The organism is Croceicoccus mobilis, from assembly GCF_001661965.1.
In the GTDB taxonomy this organism is placed as follows: domain Bacteria; phylum Pseudomonadota; class Alphaproteobacteria; order Sphingomonadales; family Sphingomonadaceae; genus Croceicoccus; species Croceicoccus mobilis.
The window spans coordinates 1-15,141 of record NZ_LYWZ01000024.1 but is presented as its reverse complement, the minus strand read 5'-3'; the positions used below and the strand labels follow the sequence as shown (position 1 = coordinate 15,141).

Here is a 15,141-nt window from a genome sequence, read left to right as displayed (position 1 = left end):
CCTTGGCCCGCTCTCTCTTTCGGCGAGCGGGCCGCAGGATAGCACATAAGGCGCGACAGGTCAGATCCCGTCGACGGCCTTGCTGACCAGCACGTTCACGGCGACGCGGCGGTTCTGCGCCTTGCCTTCACGGGTATCGTTGCTGGCCGCCGGATCGTAATCGGCCATGTCGGTCGGGTTCAGCATGCGATAGGGTTTCCACCCGCAGGCCTGCTGCAGATAGTTCACGACGCGCGCTGCACGCTTTTCGCTCATCTGCTGGTTGATTTCATAGCTACCGGTGGAATCGGTGTAACCCACGACGAGCAGCAGCGCGTTTTCCATCGCCTCGGCCTCTGCCGCGACGGCGCACAGATCGTCCTGCGCCAGACCCGAAAGCGTGGTCTGAGCCCTTAGATTTCCTCCATAGACAAGTAGGTTCCGGCCCTGACAAGGAGACGGACGAATGAAGCGGAGCAGATATATTATCGCACTAAAAACGACCGGCGCGCTGGTCGCTGACAAAGCAGAAATGTGAGCGTCGGCCGGGACTCAGCGCTTGCGTCGAGACCGGACTTTGCCCCGCATGAATTGAACCGACCTGCCCTGGCCGGAATCGGCGGCGCAGGTTCAATCCTCGGCTTCGCCGCAATGCTTCGATCCGGGCGGTATTGGATCACGCCGGTCGTGAAATCGGGGCGAGGAAAAGCGATTATAGCGGATTTGACACGCTGAAGCTGCGACGAAACCCGCCAGCTCCGCGCAAAACCCTCGGTAAACAAGGTGAATTTTGCCTAAACCCTCTCTCGACAGACGGTTTTAACGATGCCTCCGTCATGTCTGGAAGCCGATGGCCATGGCTGAGGCGAAGCGGCCCCGGCCCGGATTTGAAGAGGGAGTAAGCCGATGACTGCTTTTGCCAAGGGTCCACGCGCCATGATGCTGGTCGCCCTGCTTGCTATTCCGGCAACCACCGGCTTTGCCGCCCAGCCCAATAGCATGGGTGAGAATTCGAACGACGACGATGTGCTGCTCACCGTCTATGGCTCGACCAAGGGGCCAGAGATCAAGGGCATCATTTCCGCCCGCAGCGGCGACAGGATGCAGGTCGTCATGGAAAACGGCCGCCGCGCCGTCATCACCATCGACGACGAAACCGAGATCAAGGCCAGCGGCGGTTTCCTCGGCCTTGGCGGCAAGGATCGGGCGGCATCGTCGCTGTTCACAGGCCTGCCCGTCACGGTGAAGACCGCGCGTTATGAAAACGTGCTGGTCGCGCGCCAGATCAAGTTCAAGAATGACGATCTCAAGACCGCTGCCATGATCCATGGCGGCACCAATGCCCGCTTTTCCGCGAACGAGGCGGCGATCAAGAGCAATGCCGCCGCGACCGAGGCTTTGAAGAGCCGGGTCGGCGATCTTGACGAATATAATGTCAAGGCCACGACCAATGTCTATTTCGACAGCGGCAAGACCACGCTTTCGGGTCTGGCGCAGGACGATCTGTGCGCCGCCGCGTCAGAGGCGGAAGCGATGGACAATGCGCTGCTGCTGGTCGTGGGTTACACCGATTCCACCGGGAGCTATGAAATCAACCAGCAGCTCAGCGAAAAGCGTGCGGCGCGGGTGGTCAATTATCTCCAGCAGGCCTGCGGATGGAAACCCTATCGCATGCTGACCCCGACCGGCATGGCCGATTACGATCCGGCCGCCAGCAACGACACCCGCGAAGGCAAGGCGCAGAACCGCCGGGTCGCGGTGAACGTGCTGGTCAGCAAGGCCGTCGACGGGCTTTGACTTTTCCAAGCCGCCCCGGTCCGCCAGCGCACCCGAAACGGGGGCCTGCCGGGCCGGTAGCGGTGAAACGGGCGTCATTGCCAGTCTTGCGCCTTTGCCATAGGCATGCGGGTCATGTGCCGCCCCTTTTTCCGCCAGCCCGTCTGAATGGGCGCCCAGACCGACGGATCGGCCCGCGGTGTCGACCATGGCGCGAAGCTGCCATATCCGGCGACCATGAACGAAGCGGCCAGCGCAGCTGAACACCAGAAACCGCTGAGCGCGCGGCAGAAAGAGCGCCGCCAGCGTATCCTTGAGGCCACGCACGGCCTGCTGGTCCGCGAAGGCTACGAGGGGCTCTCGATGAAGGCCATCGCGCTGGAAGCGAGGGTCGCCGAGCGTACGCTTTTCAATATCTACGCGCTCGCCTATGCCATATCGCTCTATTCGCTGGCATTGCTGATCAAGGAAGGCGCGCCGCTCAGCATCATGATGCCGCTTTTGGCGGCGGTGGTGCCGCTGGGCACGATCGTCATGGCGCTGACGATACTGGGCGAACCGGCATCATGGCCGAGAATTGCGCTGCTGTGCCTGTCGTGCCTCGTGATCGGGGCGGCCAGCCTGGTCTGACGCAGCAGATGGCAGGGTGGCGGTATGGGCCCGACAAGCCTGCCAGAAGCTCACGGCCTCACCGCGCGTTTCAAACGAGCGTGGGCCGGGAGCGGATGGCGTTCAGGACCTGGGGCGATACGATATAGACCGCATGTCGTCCCCCTCCCCTGTTCCGGTGCCCTTTGACCCGCCCCGCATAGTGGCGCCGCACGAACCCAGCCTTGACCAGATCGGATACCGCACGACTGACATTGGCCTTGCCCACGGCCAGAGCTTCTTCCTCGAGTGCAGCTATCACGAGTGCCTCGTCGCTGGCGCGGGCGCCTAGTCGATCCTCGACCTTGCGCCGCAAGGTCGCCCTTCGCCTGTCATGCGCGGCCAGCGGGACGAGCTGGCCCGCCACCCATTCGCGCAAGGGTTGCGGCACTCCGTCAACCCCTGCCACCCACGGCCCTGCCTGCCCATCGGGCCGCGCCGCTTCCGCGATAAGGCCCAGGACCATGAAGGCATAGCGAGGCCTGCGCGACGTTTGCGAAAGCGCGCTAAGGATCGAGCCGATATCGGCTGGCCGGCTGGTAGATACAGGTGAGCACATAAGGTGAATCTGACACAGGCGGAATCGCTTGTGAATCCCGCAAATGCGCCAATTGCAGCGGGCAAGTGCACTTTGTCATCCGTGACACTTTGCCCGCAGCGGCACGATCGAATACGGAGCTGCTCTGGGCAAAATTCATGCGCTGCCCCTGAAAACGCCCCTCCCCTTGATTTGCAATAGCCCGGGCTGCCGGCTTCTGCCCTCCCCGGCAAAGTGTCACCGGTGGCGTAGTAGCGGTCCTGCGAGAATTTTTCTTATTCCGAACAGCACACACGCCGCTTACTGTGAACGCACGGGCGGATAGCCCACATCCACCTGCAAGCTGTCGAAACGGATCCGGCCCCTCCGAGTGTCCCGATTTCCATTTTTGGATTGGCCGCGATGAAGGAATGAAAGGACAAGGAGGCACAAGCCGGAGGAGATCACTGCCTGCGCGTCGAGTGGCAAGTAAAGGACTGAGCCTTTGTCTTCGGCCGCGACGTTCATAGCGAATTTCCGCCCCAGGCCATCCGGCTACTGGCCTACTGCCGCGCGGCTTTAGGGCACTTTGTTTAGCGCAGCGTTGCCAGCAAACCCGAGCCTAGCCGCCCAGCGGCAATTGCGTGGTGGACTTGATCTCCTGCATGGCGAAGGACGAGGTCACGTCATGCAATTCGGCAACCTTGATGAGCTTGCGATAGATCCGGTCGAAATCGGCGATATCGCGCGCGACGACCTTAAGCAGATAATCGATCTCGCCGCTCATGCGGTAGAATTCGACGACCTCGGGCAGGTTGGCGACACCTTGTGCGAAGTCGCTTAGCCATTCGTCATTATGACGCGCTGTCCTGACCGCAACGAAGACGGTCACGCCAAGGCCCACCGCCTCCCGGTTGACGAGGCCGATGCGCCCCATCAGCACGCCCTCGGCCTCGAGCCGCTTGATCCTTTTCCAGCACGGCGTGGTCGACAGCCCTACCCGCTCCGCGATCTCGGCAACCGGGACGGTCGCGTCCTGCTGCAGGATAGTGAGTATCCGGCAATCGATACGATCGAGAACAATTTTCTCTATGAGTGACCAATAAGAGATTTTTCTTCATCTGAAAACGGCGTTCGCATCAAAATCGATAAGGACATTCCCGCTGCTGCGCCTATCCTGTGTGGCAAAGGAGAATTGCATGATCGAACGCCTGTTCCTCGACCATCCGCGCAGCGTCAACGAAACCTATGGCGAACATTTCATCGCCGCCAGCGGCTTCGGTCTGGCGATGATCGCGGCCGGGATGGCTTGTCTTCTCCACGGCCTGCTGCCCCGGCTTTTCGTGACCACAGGCAGCGACGCGATCCGCCGCCTGCATAACCGCGTGATCGAAAACCGCATCCGCAAGGACCATATTCGCAAAGACAAGGAGCAGCGCTAAAGCCTGCACCGTCTCAGCCGAGAGCTTGCGCCAACCTTCCATCTGGTCGCCGCTGGCACATCAAAACGGCCAAAGTCACCGCCACCGCGCCGTTCGTCCGTCGCTGGCCATCAGCCCGGACTGCGCTGTCAGCCAGGATAACGCCGCGCGATACTGATTGAGTCGCTGATATTTTACGCAATGCCAGCCTACGAAATACATATATCCGGCGATCATCAAGGTTTATTTTACGCTTTTTATGCAATTGCCGGGCTCCGTCCCCCACGGAGCCAGTACCGACATGTTCGTATCCCCCGTCCAGCCCATGCAAACATCCCTGCCCGAACTGATGGGAGCCTTCTCCTTCGCTCTCGACCTGACGGAGGGGCAACCCGAGGGCCACAGCCTTCGCGCCTGCTCGATTGCCACAGCGGTTGCCCGCGCCCTCGGGATTGAGGGCGATGAACTGCGGACAGTCTATTATACCGCGATGCTCAAGGATCTGGGCTGCAGCAGCAATGCCGCCCGCGTCGCGGAAACCTATCTGGCCGACGATCGCAGCTTCAAGCATGACTTCAAGCTGATCGGTGACGGCATCGGCCCTGCCCTTCGTTTCGTTTTCGCCAAGACGGGACGGGGTCAGCCACTTCCTCGCCGGGCGGGAGCTATCCTCAAAATATTGCGCAACGGTCCGCAGATCGTGGACGGCATGATCGCGGCACGCTGCACCCGCGGCGCGGAAATCGCCCGATTGCTCCGCTTTCCCGAGGCGGTGGCCGAGGCTATCTACCACCTCGACGAACATTGGGACGGGGGCGGCCGGCCCGATCATCTGTCGCGCGATGCGATCCCGCTCGCTTCACGCATTGCCCTGCTCGCGCAGGTGGCAGACGTGTTCTTCATCAATGCCGGGCCCGACGCTGCCCGCGAAGAGGTGGCACGCCTGTCGGGCAGCTGGCTCGACCCTGAGCTTTGCCGCCATTTCGAGCAGGTGAGCCGCGAACGATCATATTGGCAATCGCTATGTGCGGACAGCCTGCCCGAACGCATCGGCAATCTCATTCCGGCAGAAGCGGCGATGGCGGTGGACGAGGATTTCCTTGATGACATCACTGCCGCCTTTGGCCAGGTGATCGACGCGAAAAGCCCCTACACCGGCGGCCATAGCGAACGCGTAGGCGATTATGCCACGCTCCTTGGCCGCACCATGGGTATGACAGCGGCCCCGCTGCGCAAATTGCGCCGCGCGGCGATACTGCACGATGTGGGAAAGCTGGGCGTATCGAGCACCATCCTCGAGAAACCGGGAAAACTGGACGATGACGAATGGCAGGTCATGCGCGGCCATGCCGGCGAAACGGCGCGCATCTTGTCGCGCATCGCGCCGCTGCAGGGCATGGCGAATATCGCCGCCGCACATCACGAGAGGCTCGACGGCAAGGGTTATCCGCTAGGCCTTGGCGCGAGCGATCTGGCGCTGGAGGCCCGCATCATCTCGACCTGCGATTTCTTTGACGCGCTGACGGCTGACCGCCCCTATCGCGCCGCACTTCCCGCCGATCGGGCGCTGGAGATCATGGAGAGCGAGGCCGGACGCGCGATCGACCCGGCCTGCCTGTCGGCGCTGCGCGAAGTGCAACTCTGAACGGCTCAAGCTTCCCTCGTCCCACTGCCGCGCCCGCTGTCAGCGCCTAGCGCGTCGCTTTCGCCTGGCAATCCAGCGGGCGGCCTGCCGCGGCGTCTGCTTGTCCTCGGCACGGTCCACCATCAGGTTCGCCTGACGCATGGTGTCGATGTCGATGCTGCCGCCAAGGCCCGAAAGCGCCGCGACCAGCGCCTTGTCCTTGCGCGCATGCGGCGAAAGCAGGATGACCGCGTCATAGCGCGGCAGCCGCCCGCGCGGATCTGACAGGGTGACGAGGTCGAGCGCCTTGATCCGCCCATCCGACGAAAAGGCGCTGATCGCATCGACCGATCCGTCCGCAATCGCGCGATACATGAATGTCGGGCTGTATTGAACGGTATCGCCGAAACGCATGGCATAGCCATCCTCTACCGACTGCCACTCGGGCCGGTCGGTAAATTCGAGATCGGTGCCTAAAGTCATGCCGGGCGACACGCGGGCCAGGTCGGCAAGCGAGGCGATCCCTTCGCGCGCTGCCCGGTCGCGCCGCATGGCCAGCGCATAGGCGTTTTCGAACCCCAGCGGCTCCAGCAGCAGCACGCCGTCGCGCCGGTCGAGTTCCCGGCTGAGCGCGGACAGCATGTCATCGCGCGAAGGGCGGTCGTCCCGGCCCAGCACATTGGCCCACAGCGTGCCGGTATAATCGACATAGACATCGATATCGCCCGATGCGAGCGCGCGATAGGCGACCGCCGAGCCGAGATTGTCGCGCCTCTCGGTCTTGAAGCCGGCTTCTTGCAGTCGGCCAGCCATCAGCTCGGCCAGGATATATTGTTCGGAGAAATTCTTGGCGCCGATCGTAACCGTGTCCGGCCCGCCGTCAGATGTCAGCGGCGCAAAAGGCAAGATGCACAGCGCCGCCAGACCCAGCCCCGCGATAATCTGCCGCACCCGCGAGCGCCGCGAAAGCCCGCTTTCCAGCAGGCCGAGAAGGGCGTCTGCGACAATCGCGATGACGGCCGCGAACAGGCATCCCACCAGCACGGCCGTCCAGTTTTCTGTCTGAAGCCCCGAGAAGATAAGATTGCCGAGCGTCGGCTGGCCCACTGTCGTTGCCAGCGTGGCGGTGCCGATGGTCCAGATCGCGGCGGTGCGCACCCCGGCAAGGATCACCGGCGCGGCCAGCGGGATCTGCACCATGCGCAGCCGCTGCACACCCGTCATGCCAAGGCCGTTGGCGACATCGACCAGCACCGGATCGACCTGCTCTATCCCCGTCACCGCGTTGCGCACGATAGGCAGCATGGCATAAAGCGTCAGCGCCATGACCGCAGGCAGGAACCCCAGCGCCGGTATGTCGAGGCCCGTCACCCGCCCCGCCAGCAGCAGCGCGGGATAGAACAGCGCCAGCAGGGCCAGCCCCGGTATGGTCTGCACGACAGAGGTCACGCCCAGCACTGCCGTGCGCAGGGCCGGTCGCCCCACGGCTACCAGCGCGACAGGCAGGCCGATGGCACAAGCCAGCACAAGTGCTGTCAGGCTGAGCGCGAGATGCGCCTGCAGCAAGGCAGGCACCTGCGCCAGCGCCGCGTCAAAGGCGTTCATGCCCCCTTCCCCGCCCTGTCGCCCAGCGCGGCAAGTTGACGGGCATGGCCGATCGGCGGGTCGATGAGCGCCCGCACGCGCTCATCTGCGCTGCGCACCAATACTGCGGGTTCGTCATGCGCGGCGAGCATGCCCCCGTCGATCACGATCACCCGATCGGCAAGCGACAGCGCCTCAGCCACGTCATGCGTCACCATGATCGTCGTCTGCCCCGCGCCGCGCTGCAAATCGCGATAGGCTGTACCCAGCGACCAGCGCGTCGCCGGGTCCAGCGCGCCAAACGGCTCATCCATCAGCATCACGCGCGGGCGGCGATACATGGCGCGGGCTATGGCCACGCGCTGCGCCTGTCCGCCCGACAGGCTGGCGATATCGCGCTGACCAAGGTCGCCGGGAAGCTGGAGCAACTTGAGCAGCTCCCGGATGCGGTCCGGGTCGGCCGCCTCCCCCGCAATCCGCGCGGGCAGGGCGATATTTTCGGCCACGGTGCGATGGGGCAAAAGACCGATATGCTGCAGCACGTAGCCGATCCGGCGCCGAAGCTGCTCGGCACTCTGCGCGCGCGTGTCCTTGCCATCCAGCAGGATCGTGCCGGCATAATCGTCGACCAGCCGGTTGATGCTGCGCAGCAGCGTCGTCTTGCCCGCGCCCGACGGGCCGACAATGGCGGTCAGGCTTCCGCCTTCCACCACCAGATGCCCAACCTTCAGGATGGCACGTCCGGCGCGCACGACCTTGAGGTCGTGGATCTCGATCCCCACCGGGATTGCAGCACCGGTCATTCAGGCGGCAGATCTGCGAAGCGTTGCGCGCATGAGGCGACGCTAGGCGAGAGCGGGCAGGCTTGGCAACGGCAGCGCGAGGAATTGCAGGACGGCTCGCGGCTCAGCCCAGCGCTGCCGACAGCGTCATCATCGTGCGGGCATGGCGCAAGCCGATGGCTATCCGGTCGTCGCCATAGCCGCCGCCAAGCGTGCTCGCCACGGGCACGCCCCTGCGGCGCGCCTCCAGCCCCACGTAACGGTCGCGCGCGATCAGGCCATCGTCGGTCAGGGCAAGTCGGCCGAGCTTGTCGTCGCCATGGGCATCCACACCCGCCTGCAGCAGGATAAGTTCGGGCGCGAACCGGTCGAGCACATCGGGCAGCGCGCCCGCCAGAGCGTCCAGGTAATCGGCATCGCCCGTCAGATCGGGCAGCCCGACGTCCAGCGTGGAGCGCGCCTTGCGCGTCGGGAAATTCTTCTCCGCATGGAGCGAGAGCGTAAAGACCTCCTCTCGCCCCGCCATAAGCGCCGCGGTTCCGTCGCCCTGATGCACGTCGAGGTCTAGGATAAGGATACGCGCCACGTCCCCTTCCTCTATCAGCCGGTTTGCCGCCACCGCCAGATCGTTGAACACGCAGTAACCGGCCCCGGTATCGGCCAGCGCATGATGGCTGCCGCCCGCGCTATTCGCTGCATATCCGTGCTGCAGCGCCAGCCTTGCGGCCAGCCATGTCCCGCCGGGCGAAAGCTGGGATCGGTGCGATACGCGCTCATCCACGTCGAACCCGATCCGGCGCTGTTTTGCTGCAGGGACGGTGCAGCTGATGACTTCCTCGACATAGGCGGGATCGTGGACCGCCTCCAGCCAACGGCGCGGCATGATTTCGGGCGTGTGCACGGTCATCGGCACGCCACTTTCTTCCAGCGCGCGCATGGTCAGCGCATATTTGTCATGCGGGAAAGTGACCGTTCTCTGCCGCGCGACCGCATAGCCGGGGTGGTGGACGACATGCAGCATTATCAGCGGGCAGCGCCGATCACGAGCGCGTGCCCATCATCTCCCCAAGACGGACCGCGCGTTCGGGTGCCCATTCGGGATTGAAGGTGATCGCGCCTTTTTCGAACAGCATCACGATGGTCGATCCCAGCAGGAAGCGCCCCATCTCCTCGCCCTGTTTCAGCTCGACCTTGCCTTCGGGATAAGACCATTGCGCGATCCGGCCCGTGCGTTTCGGATTGACCACGCCGTGCCATACCGTGGCCATGCTGCCGACGATGGTCGCGCCGACCAGCACCATGACGAACCGCCCGTGGCTTTCGGAATCGAACACGCAGACCACGCGCTCGTTACGCGCGAACAGGTTCGGCACCCCGCGCGCGGTAACCGGATTGACCGAGAACAAGGCGCCCGGCACGTAGATCATTCGCTGCAGCGTGCCATCGCACGGCATGTGCAGCCGATGATAATCGCGAGGCGAGAGATAGAGATTGGCGAAACTGCCATGGCGGAAGCCGGCGGCCAGCTCTTCGTCCCCGCCCAGCAGGGCGGACGTGGTAAATTCGTGGCCTTTCGCCTGGAAAATCCGGTGATCGTCGATCGCACCGAACTGGCTGATCGCGCCATCGACAGGGCAGACGAAATCGGCGGCCGCCATCGGGCGTGCACCCGCCTTCAGCGGGCGGGTGAAGAAGTCGTTGAAGCTCTCATAGCTTGCGATATCGGGGTTTTCCGCTTCGCTCATGTCAACGCCATAGCGGGCGACGAACCAGCGGATCTGGCGCTGCGTCAGCGCGCCGCTTTGCCCACTGGCGACGCGTCCGGCAAATCCGGTAAGCATCCGCTTGGGCAGCAAATATTGGAGGAGGACCTTGAGGCGATCAGACATTTACACCTCATAACGCAGCAAAGTTCGATTTGGCTATGGCAGCGTGCAAGTTGCGCGCGACAATAGCTTGCCGGACAGGACGATTGGCTGTCTTGTCCGCTTCATGACGACAGTTTTGCGGCGAATTGATCTGCGCATGATGTCTCCTGCAGGGAGTTTCAGCCCGTGTGAGCCCGCAAGGGCCTGGCGCAACTGTCCTGAAAGCTGCAACGCAGACGGGCTTGGCAAGCCTCACGGATCTGCCGCATAGGGAAACCACGCGGAACGCATCACCATCAGGGACATGCAGATTGACACTCAGGCCTTTCCACCTCGCCTTTCCGGTGCACGACCTTGATGCCGCGCGCGCGTTCTGGGGCGATACGATGGGCTGCCCGGAAGGGCGCAGCAGCGACGAATGGATCGATTTCGATTTCTTCGGCCACCAGATCGTCGCCCATAAGGTCGCGGGCATGAAGGCCGACGCAGGCGGCAATCCGGTCGACGGGCACGACGTGCCGGTGCCGCATTTCGGCATCGTCCTTGCCATGGACGACTGGCAGAAGCTGGCCGACCGGCTCACTGCTGCAGGCACCGAATTCGATATCGAACCCTATGTCCGGTTCAAGGGCGAACCGGGCGAGCAGGCGACGATGTTCTTTCGCGATCCCAGCGGCAATGCCATCGAGATGAAGGCGTTCGAGGACCTGGGCCAGCTTTTCGCGAAATAGCGGCGCTATGCCAGTTGCCCGGGCAAAGGCCGGTCCGACATACCCGGTCTTGCGTCAAGGCCGCGCGGATCGACCTTGCCGTGCCCAAGGGGCAGGACGCGACCATCGGCCTTGCCTTTGGCGATACGTCAAAGCTGCGCTCGCCCGTCAGCTACCGCGTGCTGATCTTCGTCAATGGCTGGAACATGGGCCAGTTCATCGCCCATGTCGGCCCCCAGCGCGTGTTCCCCAACCCGAGGGTATCTTGAACTATCGCGGTGCCAACACCATCGCCCTTGCCGTCACAACCGATGGCAAACCCGGCGACACGCTGGAGGATGTGAGCCTTGTGACCATGCGCAATGTGAGGGGCGGGCTGACAGTGAACATGGTCGACGCTCCGCGCGAACCGGCGAACCCTGGCGGGAAATAGGGGATGCGCGTGCTGATGCGCCGTACCGATTTCGGGCCAGTCAGGTGGGGTCGAGCCGACCATCCCGGTCACCCGCCCTTGATTAAAACCGCACCCTCGGCAAGGCGTTGCAGCGAATGAAGCGGCCACGCGGTCACTGCTGACGCTGGAACGCCCCGATCCATCAAGATGGGCGGCCCGCTAGCCTACTCTGCCAACATCGACATAGCCCTGCCGCGCCTTCCCGCAGGCGAGAGCAGGGTGGAGTTCCGCTTGGCCCCGATTTCGTGCTTGTCCATATCAATGTCAGGCTCGACGTCGCCCCTCGATTTTAAGGCGCGCCGCGTAGCCGGTAATCGTCAGTGGCAAGCCTTGCTGCCCACCGCGGTCGCCCGCGTCAGATCGCCGCGGTCGGCAGAGACATGGCTGGCGAGTGTCGTATCGGTCTGCGCCAGACCGTCCGCCACCAGATTCGCCATGCGCCGCGCCCCCATTTCGCTGAAATGGGTGTCATCGCCGATACCGTCAGGAAAGGCGGGATATTCGCCCGGCTTGTAGTGCAGGTACAGGCTGTTCGACGCATTCTCCCCCATAGTGTCGATATAATGGCGCGATGCCGTCTCCAGGTCGACAAGCGGTACGTCGTACTGCTTCGCCAGGTCGCGCATCACTGCCGAATAGGCAGCGAAATCGGCGACAGCGTGACCGTCCTTGAAATTATGGCGCGTGACGGGGGTGACCAGAATCGGCGTCGCACCGGTAGCGCGCGCATCGGCGATGAAGCTGACGAGATACTGGCGATAGGCGGTGTCCGGCGCGACATAGCGTTCGGCCTTCTCCTTGTTCGCATCATTATGCGCGAACTGGATCAGCACCGTGTCGCCCGGCTTCAGGCTGGTGCGGATGGAATTCCAGCGATCCTCGTTGACGAAGCTGCGCGTGCTGCGTCCACCCACGGCGCGATTGTCGACCCTTACGCCATCGAGCACACAGCCGATGAAACTGCCCCACCCCGATTGGGGATAGCGATCCGGCTTGTAATCGGCGACCGTGGAATCCGATGCGAGATAGACGGTTGGCACTGCCACGGGCGCAGCGTTTGTTGGAGCAGCCTCCATGGTCGCCGTGCACGATACCAGCGGCAATGCGGCAAGGGCGAGGCAAAGGCCGATCCGCGAAGAGACCTTCCGGGCCGAACTATGTGTCATGCGCGCTATCTCTCCTCTCGGCGCCGGCCCTGCGACGGGCGCCTGTTTTCAAAACGCTACGCGGAAACCAGCTGAAACGTCAGCGCCGGACATCGCCTCCCGATGGGTTGAAGTCATGGAGTTCCTCTTCCGTTGCCAGGATCATGTCGCCTGGCACGCCATGTTTGAGCGCGGCCAGGGCCAATCCGGTTTTTGCCATTTGCTTTGCATCGCCGCCGCCAAGCCAGCTGTAGATCACGCCCGCGGCATAGGCGTCGCCGGTGCCGATGCGGTCGACGATGTTCTCGATCCGGACCTCGTCGGTCTGCCAGTGGCTGGCGCGCAGGTCGATCCGGCCCGCAAGGCGGTGGGTGCAGGCGGCCTCTACATGCCGCGCGGTGCTGGCGATCAGCTGAAGGTTCGGGAACGCCTCGAACGCCGCCTCGCTCGCTTCGCGGCGGCGGTCCGCGCCGTCGCCTGAAAATGTCTTGCCCAAAAGCAGCGAGATGTCGCGGTGATTGCCGATCATCAGCGTGGCCGCACCGACCAGTTCGGTCAGGATGGCGCGCGGATCGCTGTCCCACGCATCCCACAGATTGGCGCGGTAATTGCCGTCGAAACAGATCGGGACACCTGCGTCCTTCGCCGCGGCGACGGCGGCGCGCGCGAGTTCCACGCCTGCGGGCCCCAGCGCCGGGGTGATGCCCGACATGTGCAGCAGGCTCGCCCCTTCCAGCGCCTGCGCAAACGGCAGGTCGGCAGGATCGGCAAGCGCAAAGGAACTGCCCGCGCGGTCATAGGTGACGCGCCCCGCGATGGGCCCAGCAGGCGGCTCGAACCAATAGAGCCCGATACGCCCGCCGCCCACGCCCGCCGGGACAGACGCGATAAAGCGCGTGTCGCTGCCCGCCGCGCCCAGCGCCGCCTTTGCCTTGCGGCCCAGCGGATTGTCGGGAACGACGGTCAGCATGCGCGTCGGCACGCCAAGGCTGGCAAGGGCTGCCGCGACATTCGCTTCGGCCCCGCCGACATCGATGGCGACACCGCCCGCCTGTTGCAGCGGTATTGCGCCCTGCGGCGAGAGGCGCAGCAGCATCTCGCCAAAGCAGACGACGGGGCCGACCATCGTTTCTATCACCGGCCCAGCCAGCCACCGTCAACGGCAAGGACCTGCCCCTGCACGTAATCGGCGGCGTCGCTGGCAAGGAAAACGGCGGCTCCGCCGATGTCGCTGGGCTTGCCCCAGCGGCCTTCGGGGATGCGTTCCACGATCTGGCGGCTGCGTTCGGGATCGGCCTGCAGCGCGGCGGTGTTGTTCGTCGCGATATAGCCGGGTGCGATGGCGTTCACATTGATGCCCCTGGTCGCCCATTCATTGGCGAGCAGCTTCGTCAGCCCGCCCACGCCCGACTTGCTGGCGGTATAGCTGGGCACGCGAATGCCGCCCTGAAAGGTCAGCAGCGAGGCGATATTGACGATCTTGCCGCGCTTGCCGTCCTGGCTGGACCAGCCGGTCATGTGGCGCGCTGCTGCCTGGCACAGGAAGAACAGCGTCTTGAGATTGGTGTCCATTACCGCGTCCCAGTCCTCTTCCGAGAAATCGAGCGCGTCGGCGCGGCGGATGATGCCGGCGTTGTTCACCAGAATGTCGAGCGATCCGAGTTTCTCGACCACCGTGTCGACGACCTCGTTCACCGGTTCGATGCTGGAAAGATCGGCGCCGATCAGCTCGCAGCGGCGGCCCAGTGCCTTCACTTTCTCGCAGGTCTCGGTCGCGGCGCTGCGGCCGACCGCGGCGATATCCGCGCCCGCTTCGGCCAGCGCGAGGGCGATGCCCTGGCCGATGCCGGTGTTCGCGCCGGTGACGACCGCCACGCGGCCGGAAAGATCAAAGGGGCTCTTCGTCATTGCATCCTCGCTGTCTGCCGCCGCCCGGCGCATGGCGGGGCGGCGGCACTGGTCATCCCATCTTGCCGGAATATCTGTCCGGCAGGCCCCGATCAGAGGCTCTTGAGATAGGCGCTGATCTCTTCGTCCTGAGAGTTCGCGTAGAAATATTCCTCGAAACGCTCGCCCGATACCGCGGTCTTGAGGAGGTCCTGGTCCACGCTCTTGAGCACGGTCAGCATGTCCTTGCACGACGCGGCCTTGAGGTCTGCCAGCACGCCGCGGTTCTTGGCCATGACGGCGGCGCGTTCCTTGGGATAGCCGACGCCGCTCTCGCCTTCGAACAGCTTGCGATAGCAATCCTGCAGGTTGAGTTCGGCAGCCCAGCCAAAGCCCTTGGCATAGGGCATGGCGATGGCGTTGCCGTCGTTGATCTGGGCAAACAGGAACGCATCGGTCGGGTCGATGACCAGACCGCAGAACACGCCCGGCATCGCATTGCAGGCCAGCATCGAGCCGGTGCCCGTGCCGCAGCCGGTGACGACGAAATCGGCAGCCTTCGCATTGAGGATCGAGGCGGCAAGCAGACCGACCATCGGATAGGTCAGGTGCGCCTTGTCCTCGGGCGTGTACATCCCGTAATTGTAAACCTCGTGGCCCAAAGGCTCCACAACCGACTTCAGCGCATCTTCAATGATGCAGTTCTTCGCGGCCTGGCTGTTCTCGGTGATGACGGCAATCTTCAT

At 63.7% G+C, this 15,141-nt stretch carries 17 protein-coding genes and 2 pseudogenes; 7 read left to right on the top strand and 12 right to left on the bottom strand.

Annotated features, from left to right (window positions below; genetic code table 11):
* Nucleotides 1-60: 60 nt before the first annotated feature.
* Nucleotides 61-378: pseudogene (locus A9D13_RS13730) on the bottom strand (OmpA family protein); the annotation flags it as partial.
* Between the two features lie 507 nt (nucleotides 379-885).
* Between A9D13_RS13730 and A9D13_RS13725 the strand changes: the two are divergent.
* Nucleotides 886-1,776 (top strand): OmpA family protein, encoded by an 891-nt coding sequence (locus tag A9D13_RS13725; RefSeq protein ID WP_066774793.1) that lies wholly within the window; start codon nucleotides 886-888, stop codon nucleotides 1,774-1,776.
* Nucleotides 1,777-1,923: 147 nt separating this feature from the next.
* Nucleotides 1,924-2,385: a TetR/AcrR family transcriptional regulator gene (locus A9D13_RS13720; RefSeq protein WP_066774790.1), complete on the top strand. Its 462-nt coding sequence runs from the start codon at nucleotides 1,924-1,926 to the stop codon at nucleotides 2,383-2,385.
* Nucleotides 2,386-2,455: 70 nt separating this feature from the next.
* On the opposite strand, the gene A9D13_RS13715 is transcribed toward A9D13_RS13720, so the two are convergent.
* From A9D13_RS13715 to A9D13_RS21350, 3 genes and pseudogenes are all read right to left on the bottom strand, one after another.
* Nucleotides 2,456-2,869, bottom strand: a complete 414-nt coding sequence (locus A9D13_RS13715) for a hypothetical protein (protein WP_082922424.1) — start codon at nucleotides 2,867-2,869, stop codon at nucleotides 2,456-2,458.
* Between the two features lie 673 nt (nucleotides 2,870-3,542).
* Nucleotides 3,543-3,857 (bottom strand): Lrp/AsnC family transcriptional regulator, encoded by a 315-nt coding sequence (locus tag A9D13_RS13705; RefSeq protein WP_308420413.1) that lies wholly within the window; start codon nucleotides 3,855-3,857, stop codon nucleotides 3,543-3,545.
* Nucleotides 3,858-3,869: 12 nt separating this feature from the next.
* Nucleotides 3,870-3,989 (bottom strand): annotated as a pseudogene (locus A9D13_RS21350) (Lrp/AsnC family transcriptional regulator); the annotation flags it as partial.
* Between the two features lie 130 nt (nucleotides 3,990-4,119).
* Here A9D13_RS21350 and A9D13_RS13700 point away from each other — a divergent pair.
* Entirely contained in the window at nucleotides 4,120-4,362 is a 243-nt protein-coding gene (locus A9D13_RS13700; RefSeq protein ID WP_066774784.1) for a DUF6356 family protein, read from the top strand.
* Nucleotides 4,363-4,642: 280 nt separating this feature from the next.
* Nucleotides 4,643-5,986, top strand: a complete 1,344-nt coding sequence (locus tag A9D13_RS13695; RefSeq protein WP_216635509.1) for an HD-GYP domain-containing protein — start codon at nucleotides 4,643-4,645, stop codon at nucleotides 5,984-5,986.
* 39 nt (nucleotides 5,987-6,025) lie between these two features.
* Here A9D13_RS13695 and A9D13_RS13690 read toward each other — a convergent pair whose 3' ends face one another.
* The 4 genes from A9D13_RS13690 to asd form a co-directional block, all read right to left on the bottom strand.
* Nucleotides 6,026-7,570, bottom strand: a complete 1,545-nt coding sequence (locus tag A9D13_RS13690; RefSeq protein ID WP_066774783.1) for an ABC transporter permease/substrate-binding protein — start codon at nucleotides 7,568-7,570, stop codon at nucleotides 6,026-6,028.
* The gene (locus tag A9D13_RS13685) at nucleotides 7,567-8,352 is read right to left on the bottom strand and encodes an ATP-binding cassette domain-containing protein (protein ID WP_066774780.1); all 786 of its coding nucleotides are present in this window, start codon (nucleotides 8,350-8,352) and stop codon (nucleotides 7,567-7,569) included. The genes A9D13_RS13690 and A9D13_RS13685 overlap by 4 nt, the downstream gene beginning before the upstream one ends.
* Nucleotides 8,353-8,455: 103 nt before the next feature.
* Complete coding sequence (locus A9D13_RS13680; protein ID WP_066774778.1) at nucleotides 8,456-9,352, bottom strand: histone deacetylase family protein; 897 nt, start codon at nucleotides 9,350-9,352, stop codon at nucleotides 8,456-8,458.
* Between the two features lie 19 nt (nucleotides 9,353-9,371).
* The gene (gene asd / locus A9D13_RS13675) at nucleotides 9,372-10,220 is read right to left on the bottom strand and encodes an archaetidylserine decarboxylase (protein ID WP_066774775.1); all 849 of its coding nucleotides are present in this window, start codon (nucleotides 10,218-10,220) and stop codon (nucleotides 9,372-9,374) included.
* Nucleotides 10,221-10,510: 290 nt separating this feature from the next.
* On the opposite strand from asd, the gene A9D13_RS13670 reads away from it, so the two are divergent.
* Genes A9D13_RS13670 through A9D13_RS21125 form a run of 3 tightly spaced genes read left to right on the top strand, consistent with a single transcriptional unit; the run spans nucleotide 10,511 to nucleotide 11,342 of the window.
* Entirely contained in the window at nucleotides 10,511-10,930 is a 420-nt protein-coding gene (locus A9D13_RS13670) for a VOC family protein (protein ID WP_066774772.1), read from the top strand.
* A gap of 14 nt (nucleotides 10,931-10,944) precedes the next feature.
* Nucleotides 10,945-11,178 (top strand): beta galactosidase jelly roll domain-containing protein, encoded by a 234-nt coding sequence (locus tag A9D13_RS21130; RefSeq protein WP_066774769.1) that lies wholly within the window; start codon nucleotides 10,945-10,947, stop codon nucleotides 11,176-11,178.
* Nucleotides 11,175-11,342 (top strand): hypothetical protein, encoded by a 168-nt coding sequence (locus A9D13_RS21125; RefSeq protein WP_229665562.1) that lies wholly within the window; start codon nucleotides 11,175-11,177, stop codon nucleotides 11,340-11,342. The genes A9D13_RS21130 and A9D13_RS21125 overlap by 4 nt, the downstream gene beginning before the upstream one ends.
* A 338-nt stretch (nucleotides 11,343-11,680) precedes the next feature.
* Here the strand turns inward: A9D13_RS21125 and A9D13_RS13660 are convergent, their stop codons facing one another.
* From A9D13_RS13660 to A9D13_RS13645, 4 genes are all read right to left on the bottom strand, one after another.
* Nucleotides 11,681-12,529, bottom strand: coding sequence for a rhamnogalacturonan acetylesterase (locus tag A9D13_RS13660; RefSeq protein WP_229665561.1), 849 nt, complete (start codon nucleotides 12,527-12,529; stop codon nucleotides 11,681-11,683).
* 79 nt (nucleotides 12,530-12,608) lie between these two features.
* Complete coding sequence (locus A9D13_RS13655; protein WP_066774766.1) at nucleotides 12,609-13,634, bottom strand: sugar kinase; 1,026 nt, start codon at nucleotides 13,632-13,634, stop codon at nucleotides 12,609-12,611.
* Nucleotides 13,635-13,642: 8 nt separating this feature from the next.
* Complete coding sequence (gene kduD / locus A9D13_RS13650; protein WP_066768412.1) at nucleotides 13,643-14,416, bottom strand: 2-dehydro-3-deoxy-D-gluconate 5-dehydrogenase KduD; 774 nt, start codon at nucleotides 14,414-14,416, stop codon at nucleotides 13,643-13,645.
* Nucleotides 14,417-14,508: 92 nt separating this feature from the next.
* The coding region (locus tag A9D13_RS13645) for an RpiB/LacA/LacB family sugar-phosphate isomerase (RefSeq protein WP_066768387.1) at nucleotides 14,509-15,141 on the bottom strand (633 nt) is incomplete at its 5' end.